Origin of the sequence: Streptomyces sp. NPDC006435 (assembly GCF_040612315.1) — a bacterium.
Taxonomy (GTDB): Bacteria; Actinomycetota; Actinomycetes; order Streptomycetales; family Streptomycetaceae; genus Streptomyces.
The window spans coordinates 32,418-58,816 of the sequence record NZ_JBEXPY010000004.1; the positions used below are offsets into that span (position 1 = coordinate 32,418).

At 70.3% G+C, this 26,399-nt stretch carries 26 protein-coding genes and 1 pseudogene; 12 read left to right on the forward strand and 15 right to left on the reverse strand.

The features are described 5' to 3' along the window. Positions 1-120 precede the first annotated feature (120 nt). On the reverse strand, positions 121-333 hold the full coding sequence (locus tag ABZZ04_RS06150) for a DUF397 domain-containing protein (protein ID WP_356930997.1): 213 nt from the start codon (positions 331-333) through the stop codon (positions 121-123). Next, on the reverse strand, positions 330-1,208 hold the full coding sequence (locus ABZZ04_RS06155; RefSeq protein WP_356930998.1) for a helix-turn-helix transcriptional regulator: 879 nt from the start codon (positions 1,206-1,208) through the stop codon (positions 330-332). The genes ABZZ04_RS06150 and ABZZ04_RS06155 overlap by 4 nt, the downstream gene beginning before the upstream one ends. 165 nt (positions 1,209-1,373) lie before the next feature. Here ABZZ04_RS06155 and ABZZ04_RS06160 point away from each other — a divergent pair, with 165 nt between their 5' ends. The 8 genes from ABZZ04_RS06160 (at position 1,374) to ABZZ04_RS06195 (ending at position 7,599) form a co-directional block, all read left to right on the forward strand. Continuing rightward, on the forward strand, positions 1,374-1,865 hold the full coding sequence (locus tag ABZZ04_RS06160; protein WP_356930999.1) for an ATP-binding protein: 492 nt from the start codon (positions 1,374-1,376) through the stop codon (positions 1,863-1,865). A gap of 206 nt (positions 1,866-2,071) precedes the next feature. Then, on the forward strand, positions 2,072-2,977 hold the full coding sequence (locus tag ABZZ04_RS06165) for a helix-turn-helix domain-containing protein (protein WP_356931000.1): 906 nt from the start codon (positions 2,072-2,074) through the stop codon (positions 2,975-2,977). Positions 2,978-3,010: 33 nt separating this feature from the next. Further along, positions 3,011-3,895 carry a hypothetical protein gene (locus tag ABZZ04_RS06170; protein WP_356931001.1) on the forward strand — a complete coding sequence of 295 codons (885 nt, stop codon included), beginning with the start codon at positions 3,011-3,013 and terminating at the stop codon, positions 3,893-3,895. Between the two features lie 423 nt (positions 3,896-4,318). After that, positions 4,319-4,528, forward strand: a complete 210-nt coding sequence (locus ABZZ04_RS06175; protein WP_356931002.1) for a hypothetical protein — start codon at positions 4,319-4,321, stop codon at positions 4,526-4,528. After that, complete coding sequence (locus ABZZ04_RS06180) at positions 4,512-5,033, forward strand: DUF6879 family protein (protein WP_356931003.1); 522 nt, start codon at positions 4,512-4,514, stop codon at positions 5,031-5,033. Before ABZZ04_RS06175 ends, ABZZ04_RS06180 begins: the two co-directional genes overlap by 17 nt. Next, positions 5,030-5,860 carry a helix-turn-helix transcriptional regulator gene (locus tag ABZZ04_RS06185; protein ID WP_356931004.1) on the forward strand — a complete coding sequence of 277 codons (831 nt, stop codon included), beginning with the start codon at positions 5,030-5,032 and terminating at the stop codon, positions 5,858-5,860. The genes ABZZ04_RS06180 and ABZZ04_RS06185 overlap by 4 nt, the downstream gene beginning before the upstream one ends. A 758-nt stretch (positions 5,861-6,618) precedes the next feature. Continuing rightward, entirely contained in the window at positions 6,619-7,059 is a 441-nt protein-coding gene (locus ABZZ04_RS06190; protein ID WP_356931005.1) for a hypothetical protein, read from the forward strand. Between the two features lie 111 nt (positions 7,060-7,170). Beyond that, the gene (locus ABZZ04_RS06195) at positions 7,171-7,599 is read left to right on the forward strand and encodes a hypothetical protein (protein WP_356931006.1); all 429 of its coding nucleotides are present in this window, start codon (positions 7,171-7,173) and stop codon (positions 7,597-7,599) included. Between the two features lie 201 nt (positions 7,600-7,800). Here ABZZ04_RS06195 and ABZZ04_RS06200 read toward each other — a convergent pair whose 3' ends face one another. Further along, positions 7,801-8,958 carry an acyl-CoA dehydrogenase gene (locus tag ABZZ04_RS06200; protein WP_148838296.1) on the reverse strand — a complete coding sequence of 386 codons (1,158 nt, stop codon included), beginning with the start codon at positions 8,956-8,958 and terminating at the stop codon, positions 7,801-7,803. Between the two features lie 199 nt (positions 8,959-9,157). On the opposite strand from ABZZ04_RS06200, the gene ABZZ04_RS06205 reads away from it, so the two are divergent. Continuing rightward, on the forward strand, positions 9,158-10,501 hold the full coding sequence (locus tag ABZZ04_RS06205) for a UDP-glucose/GDP-mannose dehydrogenase family protein (RefSeq protein WP_356931007.1): 1,344 nt from the start codon (positions 9,158-9,160) through the stop codon (positions 10,499-10,501). An 84-nt stretch (positions 10,502-10,585) separates the two neighbouring features. Here ABZZ04_RS06205 and ABZZ04_RS06210 read toward each other — a convergent pair whose 3' ends face one another. Together ABZZ04_RS06210 and ABZZ04_RS06215 are read right to left on the reverse strand one after the other, a co-directional pair. Next, positions 10,586-11,890 (reverse strand): Na/Pi symporter, encoded by a 1,305-nt coding sequence (locus tag ABZZ04_RS06210; RefSeq protein ID WP_356931008.1) that lies wholly within the window; start codon positions 11,888-11,890, stop codon positions 10,586-10,588. Between the two features lie 79 nt (positions 11,891-11,969). Further along, the gene (locus tag ABZZ04_RS06215) at positions 11,970-12,479 is read right to left on the reverse strand and encodes a CGNR zinc finger domain-containing protein (RefSeq protein WP_356931009.1); all 510 of its coding nucleotides are present in this window, start codon (positions 12,477-12,479) and stop codon (positions 11,970-11,972) included. 95 nt (positions 12,480-12,574) lie between these two features. On the opposite strand from ABZZ04_RS06215, the gene ABZZ04_RS06220 reads away from it, so the two are divergent. Then, complete coding sequence (locus ABZZ04_RS06220) at positions 12,575-12,937, forward strand: VOC family protein (RefSeq protein ID WP_356931010.1); 363 nt, start codon at positions 12,575-12,577, stop codon at positions 12,935-12,937. Between the two features lie 93 nt (positions 12,938-13,030). On the opposite strand, the gene ABZZ04_RS06225 is transcribed toward ABZZ04_RS06220, so the two are convergent. The 3 genes from ABZZ04_RS06225 to ABZZ04_RS06235 are packed head-to-tail and all read right to left on the reverse strand — an operon-like array spanning position 13,031 to position 16,022. Further along, positions 13,031-14,224: a dipeptidase gene (locus tag ABZZ04_RS06225; protein ID WP_356931011.1), complete on the reverse strand. Its 1,194-nt coding sequence runs from the start codon at positions 14,222-14,224 to the stop codon at positions 13,031-13,033. A gap of 5 nt (positions 14,225-14,229) precedes the next feature. Continuing rightward, positions 14,230-14,769, reverse strand: a complete 540-nt coding sequence (purE, locus tag ABZZ04_RS06230) for a 5-(carboxyamino)imidazole ribonucleotide mutase (protein ID WP_356931012.1) — start codon at positions 14,767-14,769, stop codon at positions 14,230-14,232. Further along, a complete protein-coding gene (locus ABZZ04_RS06235) occupies positions 14,766-16,022 on the reverse strand; it encodes a 5-(carboxyamino)imidazole ribonucleotide synthase (protein ID WP_356931013.1) in 1,257 nt (418 codons plus the stop codon). The genes purE and ABZZ04_RS06235 overlap by 4 nt, the downstream gene beginning before the upstream one ends. A 73-nt stretch (positions 16,023-16,095) precedes the next feature. Here ABZZ04_RS06235 and ABZZ04_RS06240 point away from each other — a divergent pair. Beyond that, a pseudogene (locus ABZZ04_RS06240) lies at positions 16,096-16,527 on the forward strand (GtrA family protein); the annotation flags it as partial. 355 nt (positions 16,528-16,882) lie between these two features. Here the strand turns inward: ABZZ04_RS06240 and ABZZ04_RS06245 are convergent. Continuing rightward, positions 16,883-18,148 carry an ATP-binding protein gene (locus ABZZ04_RS06245; RefSeq protein WP_356931014.1) on the reverse strand — a complete coding sequence of 422 codons (1,266 nt, stop codon included), beginning with the start codon at positions 18,146-18,148 and terminating at the stop codon, positions 16,883-16,885. Positions 18,149-18,198: 50 nt separating this feature from the next. Then, positions 18,199-18,876 (reverse strand): response regulator transcription factor, encoded by a 678-nt coding sequence (locus ABZZ04_RS06250; protein ID WP_148838303.1) that lies wholly within the window; start codon positions 18,874-18,876, stop codon positions 18,199-18,201. A 493-nt stretch (positions 18,877-19,369) separates the two neighbouring features. Here ABZZ04_RS06250 and ABZZ04_RS06255 point away from each other — a divergent pair, with 493 nt between their 5' ends. Continuing rightward, a complete protein-coding gene (locus ABZZ04_RS06255; RefSeq protein WP_356931015.1) occupies positions 19,370-20,860 on the forward strand; it encodes an oligopeptide:H+ symporter in 1,491 nt (496 codons plus the stop codon). Positions 20,861-21,010: 150 nt separating this feature from the next. On the opposite strand, the gene ABZZ04_RS06260 is transcribed toward ABZZ04_RS06255, so the two are convergent. From ABZZ04_RS06260 to ABZZ04_RS06280, 5 genes are all read right to left on the reverse strand, one after another. Then, positions 21,011-22,408 carry a hypothetical protein gene (locus tag ABZZ04_RS06260; protein ID WP_356931264.1) on the reverse strand — a complete coding sequence of 466 codons (1,398 nt, stop codon included), beginning with the start codon at positions 22,406-22,408 and terminating at the stop codon, positions 21,011-21,013. A gap of 35 nt (positions 22,409-22,443) precedes the next feature. Next, entirely contained in the window at positions 22,444-23,556 is a 1,113-nt protein-coding gene (locus tag ABZZ04_RS06265) for a hypothetical protein (RefSeq protein ID WP_356931265.1), read from the reverse strand. A 56-nt stretch (positions 23,557-23,612) separates the two neighbouring features. Continuing rightward, positions 23,613-24,656: a hypothetical protein gene (locus ABZZ04_RS06270; RefSeq protein WP_356931016.1), complete on the reverse strand. Its 1,044-nt coding sequence runs from the start codon at positions 24,654-24,656 to the stop codon at positions 23,613-23,615. A 97-nt stretch (positions 24,657-24,753) separates the two neighbouring features. Beyond that, entirely contained in the window at positions 24,754-25,452 is a 699-nt protein-coding gene (locus ABZZ04_RS06275; protein ID WP_356931017.1) for a peptidase, read from the reverse strand. A gap of 200 nt (positions 25,453-25,652) precedes the next feature. Next, positions 25,653-26,177, reverse strand: coding sequence for an ATP-binding protein (locus ABZZ04_RS06280; protein ID WP_356931018.1), 525 nt, complete (start codon positions 26,175-26,177; stop codon positions 25,653-25,655). Between the last annotated feature and the right edge of the window lie 222 nt (positions 26,178-26,399).

A 26,399-nucleotide genomic window follows, 5' to 3' on the forward strand; every position in this document is an offset into this window, starting at 1 on the left:
ACGGGGAATACGGGAAGGAGGTACGGAACCTTGCCGACGGCGACGCCCGCAGTCGCACACACGGCCGAGCGGTATCAGCGCCCGGCCGCGTACGACGTCAACGCCCGGCCTCGTACGGGATCAGCGCTCGGCGACGGCGTAGGAGACGAAGCCCGCCCAGGCATCGGGACCAAAGGCCAGGCGAGGGCCCTGGACGTCCTTGGAGTCCCGGACGTGCACCGCACCGGGGGAAGCGGCGACTTCGATGCAGTCGCCTTCGTTGCCGTTGCTGCTGTAGCTGCTCTTGAACCAGGCCGACTCGGAAACGTCCTGTGCGGAAGTCCTGCGGATCATGTCTCTCCCAGCATTCGCTCGATGAGGGCCAGGGTCTCTCGGGGCGTGAGAGCCTCGGCCCGGATGGTGCCATACCGCAGTTCGAGAATACGTAGCTGCTTCGGGTCGGTCACCCGACGCCCGTTGAACGCCCCGTGTGAACACCCAACCGCCGAACCATCCCTGAACTTCAGCACACTGATGTCCCCATCCATGCCGGGATGCGCCTCACGGCGTGTAGGCATCACCTGAAGGGTGACGTTGCGCAACTGGCCGATCTCCAACAGACGTTCGAGCTGCCGCCGCCATTCCATTGTGCCCCCGATGGGCCGCCAGAGCGACGACTCCTCCTGGACGAAACTCAGAGCGGGCGCGGGCGACCGCTCGAAGATCGACTGCCGTGCCATACGCCCGGCTACCATCCGCTCCACCTCGTCCTGCGAGTACGGGGGCTGTCGGGCCTCGAACAACGCCCGAGCGTGCCCCGGAGTCTGCAACAGCCCATGCAGGCCGTGTCCCACATAGGCCGCGATCTCGACCGCTTTCGCCTCCACCCCCGCCAGGTCCCGGATCTTCTTCGGGTACCGGACCTCCGCCACGTCCTGCTTCATCGCGGCGATCCTCCCGCCCGCGCAGAGCACCTCGTCCGCCTTGTCCAGGAGTTCCGGCCGGGGGATACGGCGGCCGCCCTCCACCTTGTAGACCATGTCCTCGCCGTACCCGATCGCGATCCCGAACTCGCCGGCCCGCAGCCCCGCGGCCTCCCGCCACGCCTTGATCTGACGGCCCACCGTCGCGACCACGGCCGCTCCCGACTCGTCGTCCGGGTCGACGTCCCAGCCCGGCTCGTCCACCCCGTAGTCGCCGCGTTCCGCACCCACTTCATCCACGCTCATCCGTGCCCCACTTCCGACGCGCCTGCCGTTCCTGGCCCAACCCCTGGTGTCCCCCACGCGTCACCCCGGACAGCCGGGACAGCACTGGACAAGCACGGGACAATCACCGTACGTAGGGGCCTTGTCGCTGTTCACGCTACGCATGCCCCGGCCACGCTGAGCGATGTGAACCAACACATCACCCGAACCGAACGTTCCGCTCCCACCCGGCAGTTCACGGTGCTGCTCTCCCCCACCCGCCGGGGCGCCAGGCTCGCCCGCCTCCTGACCACGGCGCACCTGAGCGACTGGGGGCTGCCCGTGGAGTCGGCCGCGCACATCGTCGCCGAGCTGGCCGCCAACGCTGCCGTCCACGGCCGCGTACCGGGCCGGGACTTCCGGCTCGGTCTGGCCGTCCACCGCGACGAGCTCCTGCGGATCGAGGTGACCGACACCCGGGGCGAGCAACTGCCCGCCGCTTCCGCCCCCGACGCCGACGCGGAATCCGGGCGCGGGCTGCTGATCGTCGCGGCGCTCGCCGACCGCTGGGGAACCGTCACCGGACCCGTGCCGCGCAAGACGGTCTGGGCCGAACTCGACCTGGTACCGCGACCGCTCCACCGGGTCGCGGAAATCCACGACCCGGTGAGCCGCGTCCCCGTTTCTCACGACGCATAAAGCTTTTAAGAACCTGGGGAAATTACCCTCCCCAACCAAACCCGACCCCCGTCACCCACTCAGGTGACATGAGGCAACTCAGCTGGATTTCGGGTGGGTTGATCGGCATATGCTCGCCGCGACAACTCCAGACATGCGTCGGCCCCCGACCGAGATTCGCCGTCTCAACCGGGGGCCTGACCACCGAGGAAGTTAGGCCCTTCCCGATGGATACCCCGCAGATTACCGCGCCCCCGTGCGCCCCGTCCCCCGTACCCGGAGACGCCACGCCGTCGTCCGGTGTCATCCACGTCAACTCCCGGCATGCCGCGGGCTTCACCGTCATCGGCAACCACCTCGCCCAGCACCGCGGCCTCTCCCTGACCGCGATCGGGCTCGCCGCCCACATCCAGTCGCTCCCCGCCGGAGCGAGGATCGGCATCAAGCGCCTCGCCGAACGCTTCCCCGAGAGCGAGACCCGCATCGCCGCCGCCCTGCGCGAACTCGAAGCCCACGGCTACCTCCACCGCAGCCGCTCACGCCTCGCCGACGGCCGCATCGTCACCCGCACCGTCTCGTACAACCAGCCCGCCACCACCACCCCGGCTCCCCGCCGACGCCCCACGGCCGCCCCCACACCACCACGCACAACCACCCCTGCTCCCCCTCCCGTTGCCGCCCCTGCCCCCACCCCCACCACACGCACGACGCCCCCGCCACCCCCGCTCCCCCAGCCACAACACCTCACCCCGGAACTGCTGCACACGGCCACCACGCTCCTGGCCGACCTGCGCCGCCACGCGCCCCGGCTCGTCCTCTCCGAGCACGACATCGGCGCCCTCGCCCCCGGCATGGCCACCTGGCTCGAACGCGAGACCCACCCCGAAACCATCCGTCAGGCCCTCACCACCGACCTCCCGAGCCCCCTCAAGCACCCGGCCGGACTCCTGCGCCACCGGATCACGACGCTCCTCCCACCACCACTCCCGGCAACCCGGAACAGCTCCCCCACCGACCGCCCCGAGGCCACCGTCCCCCCACTCCAGAACTGCGACGGCTGCGAACGCGCCTTCCGCTCCCCCCACCCCAGCCACTGCCGCGACTGCCGCACCGAACAACTCACGGCCGCCTGACCGGAACCCCGCCCACGACCCGAACGGACCTGCATGGTCAGCTCGCCCCACGAGGCAATGCACCGCATCTTCCAGGAGTACCCCGGCCTCTTCTCCCGCGTCTCCGAAGTGCTCGGCGTCGACATCCCGCCACCGACCTCGGCCGTCGCCCTGCCCACCGACCTCACCGAGGCCCGTCCCGTCGAACGCCGGGTGGACACCCTCCTGCGCATCGAGACGGAGCACGAGGGGCCCTTTCTCCTCGCCATCGAGGCCCAGGGCAAGAAGGACCCGCGCAAGACCGCCAGCTGGCCGTACTACGTCAGCTATCTCCACAACAGATATGCCCTGCCCGTCCTGCTGCTGGTCGTCTGCCAGGACCACGCCACCGCCGAATGGGCCGCGCGCCCCGTCTCCATCGGGGTCCGTCGGTGGCAGACACTCACCCTGAGCCCCCTCGTCGCCGGGCCGCACAACATGCCCGTCATCACCGACGTGGCCGAGGCCCGCAAGGACCTCGCGCTCGCCACCCTGGCCGCCATCACACACGCCGACAATCCGGACGTCGGTGCCATACTGAAAACCCTGTCCGCCGCACTGCGGGACGCACCGGAAACCATCGCCAATCCCATCGTCGAACTCACCGCACAGGGCCTGGGCAACCGCTCGGCCGCACAACAGTGGAGGAACCTGGTGGCCGTGGACCTCTCTTTCTACAAGTCCTTCATGTCGGAAGAAATCCGGGACGAAGGCCGAGCCGAGGGCCGGGCCGAAGGACTGGCCGAAGGAATCCTGCTCATTCTCAAGGTGCGCGGAATCCCCACCGCCGACGAGTTCCACGAGAAGATCACCAGCTGCACCGACCCTCAGCTCCTCCGTCAGTGGCTCAACCGCGCCGCCACGGCCACCACCGCCGACGAAGTCTTCGCCGAGGAGTGACCCACCCGGCCCTGCGGCCCCATACACGCATCCGGCCCCCGATGGCGGTCGCCATCGGGGGCCGGATGTTCGGGACAGCAACCGTTACGGCAGGTTCCGCGCCATGACAATGCGCTGGACCTGGTTCGCACCCTCGTAGATCTGGGTGCTTTACCGCATGTATCGCCCTGACCTGCATGGATACCCTCTTCATGGGGTGCCTCCCCAGCATTTCCCCATGCTCATCCGTACGCGAGGTGTCGCCTCCACTGGTCAGCTCAGGGATGCCACCGCGTCCGCAATGAGGGAGCGGGCGGCTGCACCTTCTCACAAGATCGTTTATGCCGGATCGGGAATATTCCAGAGTCGGCATGGACGAGGGGCAACGCTCTCCGTAGCGTCGTCGGGCAGGGGCCCTACCAGGGCCGGACGAGAGGGGGCGCCATGGCGCGCAGTGAACTGACGCGGCTTACGGGCAGCCTGAACGGGCCCAACTGTGACGACGACGATTGCCCGAACGTATACCGGACGACGTCCGGCTCGTTCGTTGTCCAAGGGGACCTGTCTGACGCCTTCCAGACCCCGAAGGGCGAGGCTCTGGTGGAGATCCCGGAAGCAGTGCTGAGGGAGGCTGTACGTGCTCTTGGATGGTGACGAGTGGCGGAGGACGTTCGACGCGTACGAACGCGAGGCATGGCGGTTCGAGGCGCAACCCGCCTACACCATGCCCAAGGAGTCCGAAAACGTCGCCCGCTTCCTTCGTGGAGAGCCGAAGCCAGTTGACCACAATGCGCGGTGGCATGAGCGCGTGCGAGGCTTCATAGCGTCGGGGCGCACCATCGGGCGAGTGCGGATCGTGCGTCAGCCATTGACGGCCTACCAGCGGTACCAATTCGCCTGGGGAATCCCTGGAAACATCGAGGCTGGAGAGAACATTCGAGTTCTGGATGTTACTCAAAGCGACTACGGACTCCCTCTCTCGGAGACCGACTGGTGGATGTTCGATGAATCAAAGATCGTCCACCTCAACTTCCGATCGGATGGGACTCAGATTAACCGCGAACTGTTCGATGGCGACGTCAGCCCATATCTGGAATGGAAGCGTGTTGCCCTGGCCCGCTCCGTTCCGTTCGCCGAGTACGTGAAAGAATCTGAGTGACATTCGAGCCTGAACAACTAGGTCAGTCCAGGACTGATCTGGCAGAAAAACTCCGCGCGCTGCGCAAGCGGGCCGGCCTCACAGGGGACCGGCTCGCTCGGCGTTGCAACATGTCGCAGAGCCAGATTAGTAAGTTTGAGACCGGAAAGAAGACTCCGAAGCTCGTGGATGTTGAGCGCATCCTTCGAGCGCTTGATGCCTCGCCTGAAGCGATATCCGAAGTCACAGCTCTAGCGCGCATCGCGAATACCGAATGGCAGGACAAGAGATCCTCCTGGCGTAGCGGCATGGAGAGGCGGCAGTCGGAGCTGGCTTCACTGGAGGCCGAGGCCACGGAACTTAGGTACTTCCTGCCTTCCATGATCACCGGCCTGCTAGCCACACCCGAGTTCATTCGTGCCAGCCTTGGACACACCCCGGGCGACCCTTTCAAGACGGTGACCCGAAAACTGGACCGTCAAGCGGTCCTTTATGACACGTCGAAGTCTTTCACTTTCCTGCTCACCGAGCAGGCTGCAAGGTGGGCGATCGTGCCGGCTCTGGCCATGGCTATGCAGATTGACCGCCTCGCATCACTATCCCGCCTGCCAAATGTTCACATCGGCGTCATACCAACAGGAACCGTCGCACCTCGCGGCCCCATGAACACTTTCACAATCTATGACGACCGACTGGCCACGGTGGAGAACTTCACGGGTCGAATGGTATTTCGAGACGTCCGCGACATCTCTGAATACCGGGCAGTGTTCTCACTCTTCGAAGAGTGCGCCCAGTTCGATCAAGACGCAAGGGTTCTGCTTCAAGAATGGGCAGAAGCTTACCGGTGATTTTTAGTCCAGAACGAGAATAATGGTGGGCAACTCCCGCACTTCGATGAATCATTGCTGAATCCAGAATTCACGGAAGAAGGCGGGTCATTGTGGGAGACGGCAGGACGTTCGAAACCCGAGCAGCTAATCACATGGGCAGTAACGAGGCCCGGCAGTTCCTCTCCCGTCTCTCCGGAGCGCGCGGTGTCGACGGTGTGCTCCTGGTAAGCAAGTCCGACCCCGGGCCGGAGGGAGCGGACCTTGGCCCCGGTTCGCCCTTTCGCTGGCCGAAGTGCGAATGCGGCAGCCCGAAGTGCCCGGACCGCCAAGCCCGTCCACAAGCGGTGCGAGAGGAACTGAGCACCAGGGTTGCCGAGGCCAACAGGCGTAGCCGTAGGGGTGGGCTGTGAGCGTCAGAACAGTCCTGCGGTATGTGAAGCACCGGATCATCAGGCACCCCGAAGGCCAAGCGAACGTGGCCGCGTTCTGCCGACAGAACGAATGCGACTGGAAAGCGTCCGAAGGTTCCGATGTGGCCGAGGTGGACCGTCAGTGCATGGCCCACACCGGTCTGACCGGGCACGACACATTCACCCGGAGATTCACGGACGTGGCACTCGTCCTGCGGGTGGACGAGTGAGCAGCAACAGCGAGCAGCAAGACATGCCGCAGCCGGAGAAGACCGGCCTTCGCGGCGAGTCCGGCGGCACTGGCGGGCACCGCTTCCCACTTCGTCCCCTGCCTGGTCTCTCCCCATCGACAGAAGGAGTCACCCGATGACGACCGTGCTGGAAACGCCTGCCGTCCTGCGGCGCGGGCGGGACCTCGTCGATCCCGGGCTGTTCGACCGGCTCGCCGCGTTCTGTGCGGACGAGTACGGCCTTGAGCGGTGCGTGGCCGACCGTGTGATGGACCAGGCCATCGCGTTCGTGTACGTCCTGGGCAGCCGGAAGGCGTACGACATGGCGCCCAGCCGGCAGGTGGACCCCGGCTGGCACACGTTCATGCTCCACACCCAGGAGTACGCCGACTGGTGCCACGAACAGTTCGGCTTCTTCGTTCACCACGCCCCGAAGTCCAAGGTGCGCACGCGCGGACTGATGGTGTCGGTGACCGGCCGGATCGAGGCCGCCGGGTTCGACGTCGATGCCCGGCTGTGGGGCACCGCGGCCGAGTGCAACCAGCCCGCGTGCTGCGGCGACGGCCCGTGCTGCTGAACCGCTGACAGGCACGGGGATCGCGGCGTGATCCCCTCTCGTATCTCGTACGAAGTGGGACCCGGGCACGTCACAGGCGCCCGGGGCCCACCCCGAGCAAAGGTACTGCCCATGGCATCCGACAAGGATGTGACCGGGAGCAGCAGGGTCACCGTGTTCGCCGTGTTCGGCGTGGTCCTCGGATACGCGACGCATCACCTCGACCAGCGGCGGCTGGGAGAGGTGGCCGTCGTCGGCCCGCTGACTCCAGGAATCGAGTGGGGGCGGCTGTGGCAGATGGCCCGCACCTGCGAACGGGCCACGGCCGGGGAGAAGGAACTGGCCCAATGGGTACTCACGCAGGCCACCCGGGCATTCGTCTGCGGCAGCGACCGCATCGCGCAGTTCCAGCAACGAGGGTGGAGACTCGAACCCGGCGGCAAGCGCGTCCGATTCGATGCGACCTACGCCAACCGTGACTGGCTCTGGACGGGCAACCTGACAGTGGAAGGACTCACCTCCGACCAGGTGGCGCAGCGCCCCACGATCTACACCTCCTGACCACCGCCCAGGGCCCCGCCGAACTGAACAAGGCCCCTGGGGGCACCAGGGGCCTTGTCACTTATGCAGGTCAGCGGCGCTTCCTGGCCCAGTCTCCGCCCAGGGGTTCCTCGGCATGACGCCAGAACAGACCTGAAACGGGGCCGGAAGCCGATCACCGTTCCCAGAACACCAGGGACGGATATCAACCTGCCAAAACTGTTACGGCAGGTTCCGCGCCATGACGATGCGCTGGACCTGGTTCGTGCCCTCGTAGATCTGGGTGATCTTGGCGTCGCGCATCATCCGCTCCACCGGGTAGTCCCGCGTGTAGCCGTAGCCGCCGAGCAGCTGGACCGCGTCCGTGGTGATCTCCATCGCGACGTCGGAGGCGAAGCACTTGGCCGCGGCGCCGAAGAAGGTGAGGTCGCCGTCGACGCGCTCGGACTTGGCGGCGGCCGAGTAGGTGAGCTGGCGGGCCGCCTCCAGCTTCATGGCCATGTCGGCGAGCATGAACTGGATGCCCTGGAAGTCGGCGATCGGCTTGCCGAACTGCTTGCGCTCCTGGACGTAGCCCTTGGCGTAGTCCAGGGCGCCCTGGGCGATGCCGAGGGCCTGGGCCGCGATGGTGATGCGGGTGTGGTCCAGGGTCTTCATCGCGGTGGCGAAGCCGGTGCCCTCCTCGCCGATCATGCGGTCGGCGGGGATGCGGACGTTGTCGAAGTAGACCTCGCGGGTCGGCGAGCCCTTGATGCCGAGCTTCTTCTCCGGGGCGCCGAAGGAGACGCCCTCGTCCGACTTCTCGACGACGAACGCCGAGATGCCCTTGGAGCGCTTGGTCGGGTCGGTGACGGCCATGACCGTGTAGTACTCGGAGACGCCCGCGTTGGTGATCCAGCGCTTCACGCCGTTGAGCACCCAGAAGTCGCCGTCGCGCACGGCGCGGGTCTTCATGCCGGCCGCGTCGGAGCCCGCGTCGGGCTCGGAGAGGCAGTACGAGAACATGCCGTCGCCCTTGGCGAGCGGGCCCAGGTACTTCTTCTTCAGGTCCTCGGAGCCGGAGAGGATCACCGGGAGCGAGCCGAGCTTGTTCACGGCCGGGATCAGGGAGGAGGACGCGCAGACCCGCGCCACCTCCTCGATCACGATGACCGTGGCGAGGGCGTCGGCGCCCGCGCCGCCGTACTGCTCGGGCACGTGCACCGCGTGCAGGTCGGCGGCGGTCAGGGCGTCGAGCGCCTCCTGCGGGAAGCGCGCCTCCTCGTCGACCGCGGCCGCGTGCGGGGCGATCTTCGCCTCGGCGAGCGCGCGCACCGTCTCCCGGAGCATCTCGTGCTCCTCGGCCGGACGGTACAGGTCGAAATCGGTCGAACCCGCCAAGACGCTCACTCCCCAAAGACGCTAACTACCGTTAAGTAACCCAATTTTAGATCCAGGCTCCCACGATGGCCTATGCCGAGCGTGCGTGAGCTTCACGACAGGGGTGGCAGAAGCCTCGCAGCCGGTCGGAAACCGGGCCTCCAGGAGCACGACTATGCTCGTTCACCGCACGTCTGTCCGCATCTCCCAGGAGCGTTCCATGGCCCTCAGGATCACTGTGATCGGCACCGGCTACCTCGGCGCCACCCACGCCGCGGCCATGGCGGAACTGGGCTTCGAAGTGCTCGGCCTCGACGTCGTGCCCGAGAAGATCGAGATGCTGGGCGCCGGTCGGGTACCGATGTACGAGCCCGGCCTGGAGGAGCTGCTGCCCAGGCACGTCGAGGGCATCGAGGGGTCCACGGGGCGCCTGCGGTTCACCTCCTCGTGGGAAGAGGTCGCGGCCTTCGGCGACGTCCACTTCGTCTGTGTGAACACTCCGCAGAAGCACGGCGAGTACGCCTGCGACATGAGCTACGTGGACAGCGCGTTCGAGTCGCTGGCCCCGCACCTGACCCGGCCCGCGCTGGTCGTCGGGAAGTCGACCGTCCCGGTGGGCTCGGCGGCCCGGCTCTCGGCGCGGCTGACGGAGCTGGCACCGGTGGGCGCCGACGCGGAGCTGGCCTGGAACCCGGAGTTCCTGCGCGAGGGCTTCGCCGTGAACGACACCCTGCACCCGGACCGGATCGTCGTCGGCGTGGCGAGCGAGCGGGCCGAGAAGCTGCTGCGCGAGGTGTACGCGACGCCGATCTCCGAGGGGTCGCCGCTCGTGGTGACGGACTTCCCGACCGCCGAGCTGGTGAAGACCGCGGCCAATTCGTTCCTGGCCACGAAGATCTCGTTCATCAACGCCATGGCCGAGGTCTGCGAGGCCTCCGACGGCGACGTGATGAAGCTGGCCGAGGCGATCGGGCACGACGAGCGGATCGGGTCGAAGTTCCTGCGGGCCGGGATCGGGTTCGGCGGCGGCTGCCTGCCCAAGGACATCCGGGCCTTCATGGCGCGCGCCGGTGAGCTCGGCGCGGACCAGGCGCTGACCTTCCTCCGCGAGGTCGACTCGATCAACATGCGGCGCCGCGGCCACATGGTGGAGCTGGCCCGTGAGGCCGTGGGCGGCGGCTCCTTCCTGGGCAAGCGGGTGGCGGTGCTGGGCGCGACGTTCAAGCCGGACTCGGACGACGTACGGGACTCGCCCGCGCTGAACGTGGCCGGGCAGATCCACCTCCAGGGCGGTCAGGTCACCGTCTTCGACCCGAAGGGCATGGACAACGCCCGGCGGCTCTTCCCGACCCTCGGTTACGCGGAGTCGGCGCTGGAGGCGGTGCGCGGCGCGGACGTGGTGCTGCACCTGACCGAGTGGCGCGAGTTCCGCGAGCTGGACCCGGCGGAGCTCGGCGCGATCGCGTCCCGGCGGATCGTCCTGGACGGCCGCAACGCGCTCGACGGCGAGCTGTGGCGCGGGGCCGGCTGGACGTACCGGGCCATGGGGCGCCCGAAGGCCTGAGCATCCGGGCGGATCGGCCGGGTCCGGGTGGCCTCGGGCTCCGGCGGGTTCCGCCGTCGGGGCCCGGGTGTCGCGCGTCGCGCGTCAGACCACGCCCACCAGCACGATGACCAGGGCGGGCAGCGCGATGAAGACGGTGCCGAGGTAGACGGCGAGTACCCACCGGTGCTCGGAGGCGACGCGGGCGAGGCTCTCGGCGCAGAACAGCGGCACGGGGCGCAGGAGCGGGATCACGTAGATCGCGACGATCGCGAAGAGGTTGTAGATCAGGTGCACGAAGGCCGCCTGCAGGCCGATCCTCGCGTCCTGTCCGACCCCCGCGAACGCCGCGAAGACCACCGTGAACGTCGTGCCGAGGTTGGAGCCGACCACGACGGGATACACCTGCGCCGGTGTCAGGACGCCCGCTCCGGCGAAGGGGACCAGCACGGACGTGGTGATGGTCGAGGACTGGGTGATGACGGTCACCCCCATGCCCGACGCCATGGCGAGGTAGGGATTGCGGCCGACGGCCTTGACCAGGGTGTCGCGGGCCCTGCCGACCATGAGCATCTTGAGCAGCTTTCCCAGGTAGCGGACGGCCACCAGGATCAGCACGGCGCCGATCACGATGGTGAACAGCGGACCGAGTGCGCTGCTGACCTGTGAGGTCGCGTGGACCACTCCGTGTTCCACCGGTCCGGTGGCCGCCCGGATGAAGTTGAAGTGGGCCGGGTTCGGCAGCCAGTCCGTGCCGTACAGCGCGTTGGTCAGCGCCCCGCTGATGTGCTCCAGCGGATGCCAGATCAGTTCGATCGGGAAGAAGATCAGCAGCGCGAGCCAGTTGTAGAAGTCATGGACGGTCGAGGCGCCCAGCGCCCTGCGGAACTCCGTGCGGTCGCCGATGAAGGTCAGTGCGACCAGGCTCGTCGTCACGGTGGTGCCGACGTTCGCGCCCAGGATGATGGGGATCGCGCCCTGGATGGGCAACGCGCCCGACCCCACGGCGGTGACGGCGATGGCCGTCGTCGTGGTCGACGACTGGATCAGGACCGTGCCGAGAACGCCGACGCTCAGCCCGACCCACGGGTGCTCGGCGAAGGCGAACATGGTGTGCGCCGCGTCGCCGCCCAGCCCCGCGAAGCCGCGGCTGATGATGCTCACTGCGCAGATCAGCAGGTAGATCAGGCCGGCGACACCGCACCAGCCGAGGGTCTTGGTCCATACGGGGAGCTCGACGGCTCCGGCTCTGGTGTCGGATGCGGCTCCGGAGCCGGAGCCGCTCCCGGCCGCGGGGGCCGTGGGCGCCGGGCCGTCGGAAGGGGTGCTCCCGGGGACGTCGCCCTTCTCGCGGCTTCCATCCGGTTCACCACTGCTGTCCGGCCCGCTGTCGGATGCGGCTTTCGCCATGGATCAAGGCTACGAGCTCCCGGCCTGGGGCGCGCGGGGCCGGGCACCGTACGTGTGCACCGGGCGGCGGCGAGAAGCCCTAGGCGCGCCTCGCGCGATAGGTGCGCATCTTGGCGCGGGCGCCGCACACCGACATGGAGCACCAGCGGCGGCGCCCCGCCGGGCTGCGGTCGTAGTACGCCCACCGGCAGTCCTCCGCCTCGCACGCCTTGAGCCGGGCCCAGGTGCCGTCGGCCGCAGCGGTGGCGATGGCCGCCGCGACCCGCACCGTCAGCCCGGCGGGTTCGGTGGCGGGGCGCAGGGCCGCGGCGCCCGCCGCGTCCACGGTGACGCGCAGCGGCGCACCGGCGAGCAGCCGGTCCAGCAGGGGCGCGGCGGCGTCCGGCGGGCGGTGGCCGGCGTGGGCGAGGCAGACGGTGCGCAGCGCCTCGCGCAGTTCCCGGGCGTCACCGGCGTCCTGCTCGGCGATGCCGAACGCGGCGCGCCCGTCCTCCGTGTCGAGGCGGTCCGCGCCGGTCTCGATGTCCAGCGTGTTGACCAGCGCCTCGATCAGCGCGAGTCCACCGGGCGCGGATTCCTTCTCGCTCATGGTTGCGACGTTACCCGTCATAGGGCAGCATGCAGTAACGGTTACCGGTTGAACCGATGTAGCGGTAACCATGTCGTCCCGAGGAGGAACACGTCATGGCTCTGGCCACACTGGGTGCCGTCGTCCTGGACTGCCCCGCCCCCGCCGCACTCGCCGATTTCTACGCCGGACTGCTCGGCGGGGAGATCGAGCGCGGCGGTGACGACTGGGTGCAGCTGACCGGGGTCGGGGGCACTGTCGTCGCGTTCCAGGCCGCGCCCGGTCACGTACCGCCGCAGTGGCCGGCCCCGGACGGTTCGCAGCAGCTCCATCTGGACCTGGTCGTGCCGGATCTGGACGCTGCGGAGAAGGAGGTGCTCGCGCTGGGCGCCACCGTGCTGGACGCGGCGGACCGGGAGCGGAGCTTCCGGGTGTACGCGGACCCGGCCGGGCACCCGTTCTGTCTGTGTCTGAACTGAGGACCCGGCTCAGGTACGGGCCCGGCCCGGAAAACACGTGTGGGGTGCCCCTCCGGGAGGGGCACCCCACACGTCCGTCGTGGCCGGGGCCGGTCAGGCGGCCGGGCCGTCCAACTGCTCGATCGTGGCGTGCGACGGTCCGCGGCGGGTACTCAGCTCGCGCGCCACGTCCTCGGCGTCGCGCAGCACCCGTACCGCGTTGCGCCAGGTGAGCTTGGCGAGGTCGGCGGCGGACCAGCCGCGGCCGAGGAGCTCCGCGATCAGGTTCGGGTAGCCGGAGACGTCCTGGAGGCCGTCCGGGAGGAAGGCCGTGCCGTCGTAGTCGCCGCCGATGCCGATGTGGTCGATGCCGGCGACCTCGCGCATGTGGTCGAGGTGGTCGGCGATCGTCGCCACGGTGGCGACCGGGCGCGGGTGGGCCGCCTCGAAGTCGGCGTGGATCCGCATGGCCCGCTCGGTGGTGTCCAGGTGGTGCAGGCCGTGGGCGCGCATGTTCTCGTCTGCGGCCAGGGTCCAGGCGACGGCCTCCGGGAGGACGAACTTCGGCACGAAGGTCGCCATGGCGATGCCCCCGTTGGCGGGCAGCCGGCCGAGGACGTCGTCGGGGACGTTGCGCGGGTGGTCGCAGATCGCGCGCGAGGAGGAGTGCGAGAAGATCACCGGCGCGGTGGAGGTGTCCAGCGCGTCGCGCATCGTGGTGGCCGCCACGTGGGAGAGGTCGACCAGCATGCCGGTGCGGTTCATCTCCCGTACGACCTCGTGGCCGAAGGGCGAGAGGCCGCCGACGCCCGGTTCGTCGGTCGCCGAGTCCGCCCACGCGATGTTGTCGTTGTGGGTGAGCGTCATGTACCGGACGCCCAGTGCGTGCAGGGCGCGCAGGGTGCCCAGCGAGTTGTCGATGGAGTGGCCGCCCTCGGCGCCCATCAGGGAGGCGATGCGGCCCTCGGCGCGGGCCGCCTCCATGTCGTCGGCGGTGAGTGCGCGCCGCAGGTCGGCGGGGTACCGGGCGAGGAGCTCGGTGACGACGTCGATCTGCTCCAGGGTGGCGCTGACCGCTTCGTCGCCCGCCATGTCGGACCGCACGTAGACGGACCAGAACTGCGCGCCGACACCGCCCGCGCGCAGCCTGGGTATGTCGGTGTGCAGGTGGGCCGACTGGTCGCCGGCTATGTCGCGGGCGTCGAGGTCGTAGCCGACCTGCTCGCGCAGCGCCCACGGCAGGTCGTTGTGCCCGTCGACGACCGGGTACTCGGCGAGGAGTTCCCTCGCCCGCTCCAACCGCTCCACGGCCCCTACTTCCCGAAGCCGAAGGAGTCGGAACCCTGGACCTTGCTGCGGAGCCGCTTGCCCTTCTCCGTCGCCTGGTCGTTCAGCTCCTGCTGGAACTCCCGCATCCGGGCCAGCAGCTCGCCGTCGTGGGCGGCGAGGATGCGGGCGGCGAGCAGGCCCGCGTTGCGCGCGCCGCCGACCGAGACGGTCGCGACCGGCACCCCGGCGGGCATCTGCACGATGGACAGCAGGCTGTCCATGCCGTCCAGGTACTTCAGCGGGACCGGCACGCCGATGACCGGCAGCGGGGTCACGGAGGCGAGCATGCCGGGGAGGTGGGCGGCACCGCCCGCGCCCGCGATGATCGCCTTCAGACCGCGCTCCGCCGCCTGCTCGCCGTACGCGATCATCTCGTGCGGCATGCGGTGGGCGGAGACGACGTCGACCTCGTAGGGGATCTCGAACTCGTCGAGGGCCTTGGCCGCGGCCTCCATGACGGGCCAGTCGGAGTCCGAGCCCATGACGATGCCGACGAGGGGTGCGGCGGTGGCGGGGGAGGTCATTCGGTGATCGTTCCTCGCAGGTAGTCGGCCGCGTGCCGGGCGCGCTCCCGCACGTCCGCCAGGTCGTCGCCGTAGGTGTTGACGTGTCCGACCTTGCGGCCGGGCTTCACGTCCTTGCCGTACATGTGGATCTTGAGCTGCGGGTCGCGGGCCATGCAGTGCAGGTACGCCTGGTACATGTCCGGGTAGTCGCCGCCGAGGACGTTGGACATGACCGTCCAGGTGGCGCGCGGGCGGGGGTCGCCGAGCGGCAGGTCGAGCACGGCCCGGACGTGGTTGGCGAACTGGGAGGTGATCGCGCCGTCCTGGGTCCAGTGCCCGGAGTTGTGCGGGCGCATCGCGAGTTCGTTGACCAGGATGCGGCCGTCACGGGTCTCGAAGAGCTCGACGGCGAGGTGGCCGACGACGCCCAGTTCGGAGGCGATCCGCAGGGCGAGCTGCTGGGCCTCGCCGGCGAGGCTCTCGTCCAGCTCGGGGGCGGGGGCGATGACCGTGTCGCAGACGCCGTCGACCTGGATCGACTCGACGACCGGGTAGGCGACGGCCTGGCCGTGCGGCGAGCGGACGATGTTGGCCGCCAGCTCCCGTACGAAGTCGACCTTCTCCTCGGCGAGGACCGCGACACCGGCCCGGAAGGGGTCGGCCGCGTCCGCCTCGGAGCGGACCACCCAGACGCCCTTGCCGTCGTAGCCGCCGCGGACCGTCTTGAGGACGACGGGGAAACCGCCGGTCTCCTCGGCGAAGGCGGCCACGTCGGCCGGGTCCGCCACGATGCGGTGGCGGGGGCAGGGCGCGCCGATCTCGGTGAGCTTCGCGCGCATCACCCCCTTGTCCTGGGCGTGCACCAGCGCGTCGGGTCCCGGGCGCACGGGGATGCCGTCCGCCTCCAGGGCCCGCAGGTGCTCGGTCGGTACGTGTTCGTGATCGAAGGTGATCACGTCACAACCGTGCGCGAAGGCGCGCAGCGTGTCCAGGTCGCGATAGTCGCCGACGACGACTTCGCTCACCACCTGGGCCGCCGAGTCCTGGGGGGTGTCGCTGAGGAGCTTGAACTTGATGCCGAGGGGGATGCCCGCCTCGTGGGTCATACGGGCGAGCTGACCGCCACCGACCATGCCGACTACCGGAAACGTCACTCCTCCAGGGTATCCGCCGCCCCGGAGACCCTCCGACGACGCCCTCGGACGACGCTCTCCGCCCCGGTCCGTCCGCCGCCCGGTCACGTCACAGCATCGCCACACCGGACCCCGCATCCGGGGCGGGGCGCGGACGGGCTGGTTAGCATGACCGGGTTGACGTAATCGACGGACGGGCTGAGCGATCACCATGGGCGAACGGGGCGCACTGCGGGCCAGGCTGGATCTGCTGGCCCGGGAGATCGCCAAGTTCGGCGTGGTCGGCGGGGTCGGCCTGGTGGTCAACATCGGGGCGTCCAACCTGCTCTGGCGGTACACGGACATCCCGACGGTCCGGGCCGGTCTGCTGGCGACCCTGATCGCCGTCTTCGGCAACTACCTCGGCTTCCGCTACTGGACGTACCGGGACCGCGACAAGAGCGGGCGCACCCGGGAGCTGACGCTGTTCCTGCTGTTCAGCGCGGTGGGCGCGGTGATCGAGTCCGGTGTGCTGTACGCGGCGACGTACGGCTTCGGCTGGAACAGCCCGGTCCAGAGCAATGTCTTCAAGATCCTCGGGATCGGCATCGCGACGATGTTCCGCTTCTGGTCCTACCGGACGTGGGTCTTCAAGGCACTGCCCGAGACGAGGCCCCGGCCCGACGAGGCGACCCCGGCCGACACCGCGACCGACGCCGTGGCCGATGCCGCGACCGATGCCCCGGCCGACACCGCGACCGACGCCGTGGCCGATGCCGCGACCGATGCCCCGGCCGACACCGTGACCGATACCGTGGCCGATGCCGCCGCGGACTCCCCGGACGGGCCGCCCGTCAGGGTCGCCGAGGGGCTCCTGAAGCAGCGCCGCACTGAGCGGCTGCCGCGGGTCGGGGCGGATTCGGCACGCCGGTAGCCGGTGCCCGGTACGGGGCGGTGGTGCCCGGTACGCCGGCAGCCGGTACGCACGCCCCCGGCTGTCAGTACGCCCCGGCCGCCGGTCAGCGCACCGGGCGTTCCGGTTCCTCCCGCTCCCGGGCCACCCGGCTGAGGAACAGGGCGAAGACCGGCGGCTGCTGCTGGAGCAGTTCGAGACGGCCGCCGTCCGCCTCCGCGAGGTCCCGGGCGACGGCGAGGCCGATGCCCGTGGAGTTGCGGCCGCTGATCGTCCGCTCGAAGATCCGGGCGCCGAGATCGGCGGGAACGCCGGGGCCCTCGTCCGTGACCTCGATGACCGCCTGGTTGCCGGTGACCCGGGTGCGCAGCGCGACCGTGCCGCCGCCGTGCATCAGCGAGTTCTCGATCAGTGCGGCCAACACCTGGGCGACCGCGCCCGGGGTGCCGACGGCCCGCAGCCCCTGCTTGCCGGAGCAGACGATGGCGCGGCCCGCGCTCCGGTAGGCCGGACGCCACTCCTCGATCTGCTGCTTGACCACCTCGCCGAGGTCGAAGACGACGGCGGAGCCGGTGCGCGGGTCGCGGGCGTTGGTCAGCAGCCGCTCCACCACGTCGGTGAGCCGCTCGACCTGGGTGAGCGCGATGTTCGCCTCCTCCTTCACCGTGTCCGGGTCGTCGGTGACGGAGATCTCCTCGATCCGCATGGAGAGCGCGGTCAGCGGCGTGCGGAGCTGGTGCGAGGCGTCGGCCGCCAGTCGGCGTTCCGCGGTCAGCATCCGGGCGATCCGTTCGGCGGAGGCGTCCAGGACGTCGGCGACCCGGTCCAGCTCCGGCACCCCGTACCGCTTGTGGCGGGGCCTCGGGTCGCCCGAGCCCAGGCGCTCGGCGGTCTCGGCGAGGTCGGTCAGCGGCAGGGTCAGCCTGTTGGCCTGGCGCACCGCCAGGAGCACGGCGGAGACGATGGCCAGCAGGGCCACCGCGCCGATGATCATCAGGGTGCGGCCGACCTCGCGGGTGACCGCGGAACTGGACTCCTCGACGGTGACCCGCTCGCCGTGCTCCCCCTCGGCCGTGCCGCGGATCACACTGCCGGTGGGGCGCTCGCCGACCTCGATCGCGGGCCGGCCGGGCACCTTGACCAGCGCGTAGCGCTTGCTGTCGATCTGCTGGGAGAGCAGGCCGGGGGTGAGCCGCTCGTCCTCCACGAGCCGGCTCTCGACGACGCTGATGAGCCGCAGCGCCTCGGAGTCGACGCTCTCCTGGGCGCTGTTGCTGATGGTGCGGGTCTCGACGATGACGAGGGAGACGCCGAAGACGGCGATCACCACGAGCACCACGGCGAGCGTGGAGTTGATCAGTCTGCGGCGCATGGTTGCTTCTGCTCGTCGGTCCTTCCCGGGCTCCGGTGCTGCCCGGGACGTCAGCTCTTCTCGAAGCGGAAGCCGACGCCCCGCACGGTCGCGATGTACCGCGGGTTGGCTGCGTCGTCGCCGAGCTTCTTGCGGAGCCAGGAGATGTGCATGTCGAGGGTCTTGGTCGACGACCACCAGGTGGTGTCCCAGACCTCGCGCATCAGCTGGTCGCGGGTGACGACCCGGCCGGCGTCGCGCACCAGGACCCGGAGCAGGTCGAACTCCTTCGCGGTGAGCTGGAGTTCCTCGTCGCCCATCCAGGCCCGGTGCGACTCGACGTCGATCCTGACGCCGTGCGTCGCGGGCTGCGGGGCGGGCTCGGTGGCGCCGCGGCGCAGCAGGGCCCGGACCCGGGCCAGGAGTTCGGCCAGCCGGAAGGGCTTGGTGACGTAGTCGTCGGCGCCCGCGTCCAGGCCGACGACGGTGTCCACCTCGTCGGCGCGGGCGGTCAGCACCAGGATCGGGACGGTGTGGCCCTCGGCGCGGAGTCTGCGGGCCACTTCGAGCCCGTCCATCCCGGGCAGGCCCAGGTCGAGCACGACCAGGTCGATCGATCCCTGGAGGCCGGCGTCGAGCGCGGTCGGACCGTCCTCGCGGACCTCGACCTCGTAACCCTCCCGACGCAGTGCGCGGGCCAGCGGCTCCGAGATGGACGCGTCGTCCTCGGCGAGCAGTACACGGGTCATGCAGTGATGGTAGTCCGCGCGGGGCGGATGCCGGGAGGTGATCCAAAAGCCCTGCGGGTCTGCGAAATAAGGGGAGGGAAACCTTCGAATGCGTGGACACGACTCCACCGGGACCTGTGATCCATCTCTCAAGTCCGTTCATTTCGGGCTCTGTCATGTCGTATGGTTGCTCGACGCCTGTTGCACCACTCAAGGACCCTTGGGCAGCTTTTAGCGCCGAGGGTCTCTTTTGTTTTGCCGGCTGGTACCCGCCAGTCGTGAATGTCAGTGAATGACCTGCGGCCGGGCCCGGAGCGCGAGGATGCGCACCGGGCGTGGATCCCTGCACGGTCGGTCCCCGTCGCTCCGCCGGCTCCTCGACGAGTACGGCGGTCGGGACGAAATCTCCTCCGGGGCGTCGGGGAGCGGGACGTGTCCGTGCCGGTGCCGGCCTCCCCCCACCGGGCGCACCACGCTCACAAGGCGTCGCGTCCCGAGCACACAAGGATCGACCATGGCGTCCAGCCTGACGAAGGACCCGGCCAGTACTTCTGGATCCGAGAAGACCTTCTTCGGCCACCCCCGCGGCCTGGCCACTCTCTTCATGACCGAGATGTGGGAGCGCTTCAGCTTCTACGGCATGCGGGCCCTGCTTCCGCTCTACCTGGTGTCCGGCTCCGGCCTGGACATGAACGCGGCCACGGCCACCTCGATCTACTCCATCTACCTGGCGATGGTGTACCTGCTCGCCATGCCCGGCGGATGGTTCGGCGACCGGGTGTGGGGGCCGCGCAAGACGGTCACCGTCTCGGCCTCGGTCATCATGCTGGGCCACCTGACGCTCGCGCTGCCCGGTTCCGGCACCTTCTTCGCCGGTCTGGCGCTCGTCGCGCTCGGCTCGGGGCTGCTGAAGGCCAACATCTCGACGATGGTCGGCCACCTCTACGACGGTCCGGAGGACCCGCGCCGCGACGGTGGCTTCACCGTCTTCTACATGGGCATCAACCTCGGTGCCTTCGCCGCGCCGCTGATCATCGGCACCGTCGGCGAGAAGGTGAACTGGCACCTCGGCTTCGCCCTCGCGGCGGTCGGCATGGCGCTGGGTCTGGCCCAGTTCCTCATCGGCACCCGCCACCTCAGCGCGCGCAGCAGCGTCGTCCCGAAGCCGCTGTCGGCCGAGGAGCGCCGCTCCACCCTGCGCAAGGGTCTGATCTGGCTGATCGTCGCCGTCGTCTTCTACGGCGTGCTCGTCGCCACCGACGTCTACACCCTGAACTGGGCGCTCGTCCCGATCACCGTCGCCGGTCTGATCATCCCGATCGCGGTGCTGACCCGGATCAAGCGGGACCGGGACCTGTCGAAGGCCGAGCAGTCGAAGATGTCCGGCTACATCTGGTTCTTCGTGGCCGCCGCCGTGTTCTGGATGATCTACGACCAGGGCGGCTCCACGCTGTCGCTCTTCGGTGAGTCCTCCACCACCAACAGCGTGCTGGGCCTGGACTTCCCGACCTCCTGGTACCAGACGATCAACCCGGTCTTCATCATGGCGCTGGCCCCGGTCGTCGCCTGGATCTGGCTGGCGCTGAACCGGCGCGGCAAGGAGCCGAGCACGGTCGTCAAGTTCGGCTCGGGCCTCTTCCTCGTCGGTGTCTCCTTCTTCGTCTTCATGATGCCGCTGACCATGGCGTCGGACGGCGACAAGGTCAGCCCGATGTGGCTGGTGTCGATCTACTTCCTGCAGACCGTCGGTGAGCTCTGCCTCTCCCCGGTCGGCCTGTCGGTCACCACGAAGATGGCTCCGGCGAAGTACGGCAGCCAGATGATGGGTGTCTGGTTCCTCGCGGTCACCGCGGGCGACTGCACCACCAGCCTGCTGTCGCTGGCGGGTGTCGACCTGAACAGGACGGGGATCGTGGCCATGGAGGCGGCGCTCGCGGTCGTCGCGGCGTTCGCGATCTGGATGTACCGCAAGAAGGTCACCCAGCTCATGGGTGACGTGCGCTGACGCACCTCCCCCGCGTCGCACGCACCGTGCCCGCGCCGTCCGGAGGATCCGGACGGCGCGGGCACGGTGCGTTCCGGGGCCGCCGCGCCGGCGGTGCGACGGCCCCGGGTGCTCCCGTACGGGTGCTTCCCGCACGGCCACGGGTACGGCTCAGGCGGTGCCGCGCAGCCTGCGCCAGGGGGTGAAGGTGAACACGGCGCCGCCGAGCAGGATCGCCGTGCCCGCGACCAGGCCGAGGGCGCGCAGGGTGCCGTGGTCCCCGGCCCCGGTGTCGGCCAGTCCGCCGCCGGAGGCCGCGGAGCCGGACGCGGAGCCGGTGGCCCCGGCCGAGCCCGAGGTGGCGGAGCCGGACGCGCCGCCCTCCTGGGCGGTGGTGTCGAGCTCCAGCGACGGGCTCACCGTGCCCTTGATCTTGCAGGGGATGCTGATCTTCGAGGCGCCCAGGGTGACGTCGATCGTCAGGGTGCCGGGGCTGAGCGTGGACTTGCCGGACGCGCCCGGCTTGTAGGTGCCGGTCATGTCGGACAGGTCGACCGGCTTGCCCTGCTCCAGCGGTTCGGTGTTGGCCGGTCCGGTGACCTTCACCGATCCCTTGTCGGCGCCGCCCAGGGTGATGTCCATGGACGGCTTGAGCGCACCGGCGGGCAGGGCGGCCGGGCTGTCCATCACGCCCTTGGCCGTCTTGACCGTGAGCGCGTAGCTGCCGCCGCTCTTCTTGGCATTGATCGTCACCTTGGAGGCGATGTCGGCCGGGCCGGGGGACGTGCAGGTGAAGTTGGCGGAGACCTCCTTGCCCGGGAAGTCGGTCTGCCCGTCGCCCCCGCCGGAACCGGACGTGGAACCTGACGTGGTGCCCGACGTGGTTCCGGACGTCGTTCCGGACGTGGTCCCTCCGGAGGCCGACGTGCTGCCGCCGGAGCCCGAGGTGGTGCCGGAGGTCGTACCGCCCGCGGCGGTGGAACCGGAGCTGGTGCCACCGCTCGTGCCACTCGTCGTGCCGCTGGTCGTGCCGGAGCTGGTGCCGCCCGTGGTCGTCGAGCCGCCGTCGGTGACCTTGATGGTCGCCCCCGGCTGCACGGCCGCCTTCGGGCTGCACTTGGTGTCCGTGGAGATCGGCTTGGAGACATTGATGTCGTACGCGTCCGGCGTCAGCGTGATCTCACCGGCCTTCTCCAGCTTCAGCGTGCCCTTCATGTCGGACAGCAGCATGTCGCTGTTCTTCGGGATCGGCGGGTTCTGCCGCGGTCCTTCCATCCGCAGGGTGCCCGTGGCCGCGCCGCCCAGCTTGATCGTGCCGGTCGGCTTGACCGTGTCCTTGCCCAGGTCGAGCATGTCGGGGTTCTTGGAAGCGGCCTGGACCGTCTTCCACACCACCTCCACGGTGTCCCCGACCTCGGCCTCCGCCGGTGCGGTCAGCTGCACCACGGTGGTGCCCTGCACGGGCGGCAGCCCGGAGATGGGCGGGGGTATGCACTCGGTGCTGTACGAGATGTCGGCGGCCTGGGCCGGGGTGGCGGCCAGCAGCAGGCCCGCCCCGCCGAGCATCATCGCGACTCCCGCCGCGACCGTCCTCCGTTGCGTACTCACGACTGTCCCTTCGTCGTCGGTCTGTTCCCTGACGGTGCGGAATCGGGGGTGAACCACGGCAGCGCGGCCGTGGTGGCGGCCGGGTCGTCGGCGGACCCGGCCGGGGGGTTCGTGGTCGCGGCGGCCGGACGCGGACGGCGGCGTCCGGCGCGGGCCGGAGCGCGCGGGGAGCGGGCCGGGGAACGGGCCGGAGCGCGCGCGGAGCGGGGGCGCACCTTGTCGACGACCGCCATGCCGATCCGGAACACGGCGGCCGGCACCACCAGGCACAGCAGCACCCAGAAGAGCGTGACCCCCCAGGGGCGGCCGACCCCCCACGGCTGCTCGACCAGCACCTTGCCGCCGTACCTGAGCGAGATCTGGTAGTCGCCGTGGGCGCCCGCGGCCAGCTCGACCGGCAGCTCGATCCGGGCCTTGCGGCCGGAGGCGATGGTGCCGCGCCAGGGCCGTTCCTCCCACTGCGGTGCGAAGACGCCGTGCGCGGTGCCGATCTCGAAGACCGGGTCCTCGACCGGGGCGGAACCGAGGTTGCCCACGGTGAGGACGAGGCGCCGGGCGGGCGGGGCCCCGAACCAGGTGAGGATTCCGCTGTCGCCCTCCAGCCGCGCGGTGGCGAGCACCGCGAGCCTGCCGCCCGTGCCCTCCTTCGGCAGCGGGGCGGTCGGGTGGCCCGCGACGACGAACACGGCGTCGGCGTCGGCCCGTTCGCCGGTGACGGTGGCGACGTGCACCACGCAGGGGCAGGGCACGGGCGGTTCGGCGACCGGCAGCTTCTTGCGGAAGCCGCCCTTCGCGTCGGTGGTGACGGCCCGGCCGTCGGCGTTGGCGCAGGAGTTGGTGCCGCCGATCACGCCGCGGTCCGGGGTGGACCGGCCGCAGATCAGCATCATCAGCAACGCGTTCGGGCGCCAGCCGCGGCCCTTCACGGTGATCCCGCCACCCTTGCCCGCCTGCCGTGCGGAGAGCGTAACCACGGGCTTCGCGTCCGCCGCCGTCGCCGCCTTCGCCCCCGCCCCGGTGTCCGCTGCCGCCCTGGTGCCCGCTCCGGCCCCGGTCGCGGGGAGCAGCAGGAGGGCGGGCAGAAGCACGGGCAGCAGTGCGACGAGCAGCGCCGCGGTCCGTCGCCGGCCGCCTCTCCGGAGTGCCGCCGGTCCGGCCTGTCCAGTCACGATTCCGCTCCCGCCTGCACCGAATGCCTCGTCCCGGAGTGCCGCTGGTCCCGCTCGGACCGGTCGCCGCCCGGCAGCCGTCCGCCGTCCACCGGCCGGTCCTCGCCCGCCGGTCGCCCGTCGTCCACCGGCCGGCCGCGCGGGCGCCGGCGCCGGTACGCGTACGCGCCGGTGGCGACGGCGGCCAGGAGGAACAGCGCGCCGCCGGTCAGCGGCGCCCACGGGACGAAGACCGCGTGGGCGGTCGCCTCGCCGTGCGCGTCGCCCGCCGCGGTGACGCGCAGCCGTACGGTCGTCGAGTCCAGCGCGGGGGTGTCCCGCCACGGCTCGGTGAGCCCGAGGCGCTGTCCGGGCAGCAGGCGCACCGGCAGGGCGCGGGCCTCGCGCCGCAGCAGCGTCCCGAACAGCCCGTCGGCCCGGACGGCGACTTCCGGGGCGAGGACCGTGTTGCCCCGGTTGACCAGCGTGTAGCGGATGGTCCGGCCGGACACGGTGACGTCCTCGACGGTGAGCGCGGACACGGCCGGTCCGCCGATCCGCAGCCGGAGGTCCACCTCGACCGAGCGGGCGCCGCCTCGTACGACGATCGCGCCGGAGCGGTCGCCGGGCACCGCCCCGGCCGGGACCGTGACGGTGAACGGCACGTCGGCGCGGGTGCGGGCGGGCACGGTCACCTCGGTGGCGGCGGCCCGCAGCCAGGCCCCGGGGCCGGTGCCGGGCGCGCCCTCCGTGCCCGGCCGCGGCGCGGTCCCCGCCCCGGGCCCGTCCGTGCCGCGCAGACGCACGGTGATCGGGGACCGGCCGGGGTTGGTGACGGAGAGCCGGTCCTGCAGAACGCTGCCGGGCGCCCCCTCCAGGTAGAAGTACGGTCTGCCGCCCTTCCCGCCCGAACCGCTCCCGGCGGGCCGCGCCGTCCACGACGCGTCCTTCGCGGGCGACGGCGCCCGGGGAGCGGCGGCCGCCGCCGGGGGCACGGCGAGGGCGCACAGCAGTACGGCGAGGGCGAGTCGGGCGGCGCGGCCGGTCGTCGGCGGCGGCATGGGCGGCTCCCTGTGCGTGACGGCGGCTGGGGCATGGACCGCGGGCCCGGACGTACCGGCCGCGGGCGTACCTGGTGCGTCGGGTCGGCGGGACCGCCTAGCGACCCACCGCCCCCGGCCGCTGTCCCCGCCGGGTCAGCCACAGCACCCCCGCCGCGCCGGTCAGCAGCACCGTGCCGCCGAGCGTGCCGAGCGCCACGGCCGAGTCGAGCGGACCGGTCTTCGGCAGCTGCCCGCCGGCCGGGTCGTCGTTCCCGCCCCCGCCGGACGCCGTGCCGCCCCCGCCCCCGGCGGCCGTCACGTCGAGCCGGAGCGACGGGCCGGGGTTGTTGGCGGGGGTGCAGGTGGTGGTCGTGCCCAGCGCCTTGATGGTGAGCACCCCGGCGGTGAAGTCGACCTTGCCGCTCTTCCTCGGCGTGTACGTGCCCGACAGGTCGCTGATCTTGATGGGGGTGTTGGCGGGTATCGCCGCGGAGTTCGACGGGCCGGAGACCTGGACCCGGCCCGGGTCGGCGCCGCCCACCTCGATCACCGCGCTGGGGTTCATCGCGCCCTTGCCCAGTTCGACGGGGCTGGACGAGACGCCCTTCTGGAAGGACATCGTGAGCCGGTAGCCACTACCGCTCCTGACGCTCTTGATGTCGATGGGGGACACGGCGCTCTTGTCGCCGATCGGGGTCTTGCACTTGTAGTCGACGTCCACGACGGTGGCGTGGGCGGCGGGCGCGGTCATCAGCACCACCGTGCCCGCCAGCGCGGACGCCAGCGCGAGAGCTGTTCGCTTCTGGTAGGACACCTCTGAGTTCCCCTCATGCCGGAAGTCACCGGAAGTCGCCGGAAATCCTCGGGAGCCGTCGCGCGCGCCGCGGCGCACCGACGCAAGTTACTGACGACACATCAGATCGGCGCTCAAGGTACGCCCGGCACCTTGAGGAGGGAAGACAAAGAGCGCGCCGATCCGGCGCGCTCCTGGGGGGTGTGCGTACGGGCGGCGCCCTACGCGGGGGCGGCCAGCTCCGCCCAGACCGTCTTGCCGGGCCGGCCGGGCACCCGGAGGACGCCCCAGTCCAGACAGAGCCGCTGCACGATGAACATTCCGTGGCCGCCGGGCCGGCCGGCCCGGTGCGGGGTGCGCGGCGCGGGCTGTCCCGCGCCCGAGTCGACGACCTCCACCCGCAGCACCTTCGCCGTGTAGGCGATGCGCATCTCCTCGGGGCCGCCCGCGTGCAGGCAGGCGTTGGTGACCAGTTCGGAGACGACCAGCAGGACGTCCTCGGCGGCGGCCCGGCCGTCGGCGCCGGCCGCGGGGAGCCAGCCCCATTCGTGGAGCGCCCGGCGGGCGAAGTCGCGGGCCGTCGGCACGGTGCCGCCGATGTCGCGCAGCGACAGGGTGTGCCACTGCCACTCGGCCGGTCCGGAGGAGGAGGCGGCACCGGCGCCCGCGTCCAGGGGTGCGTCCACGCCGACGTCCTCCGGCTCGCGGCCGAGGTCGCCCGGCGGATGCTGCCGGGTGGTGCTCATCAGCGCTTCACCTCACCGATTCACCATGTCGCCATCGAAACAATGTGACAGTCGCAGTTTCAGGTACAGATACAGGTACGGGTACGGATGTGGAGCGCGCCGGTCGCCCGTGGCCCCGCCGGATGTCTTCTGCCCGGCCGAATCGTGACAACACCCGCTTCGTCCGCGCGGATCACGTGACACGGGCAACAGACGGCGCACCCGGGTCGCGATCGCGCGGCG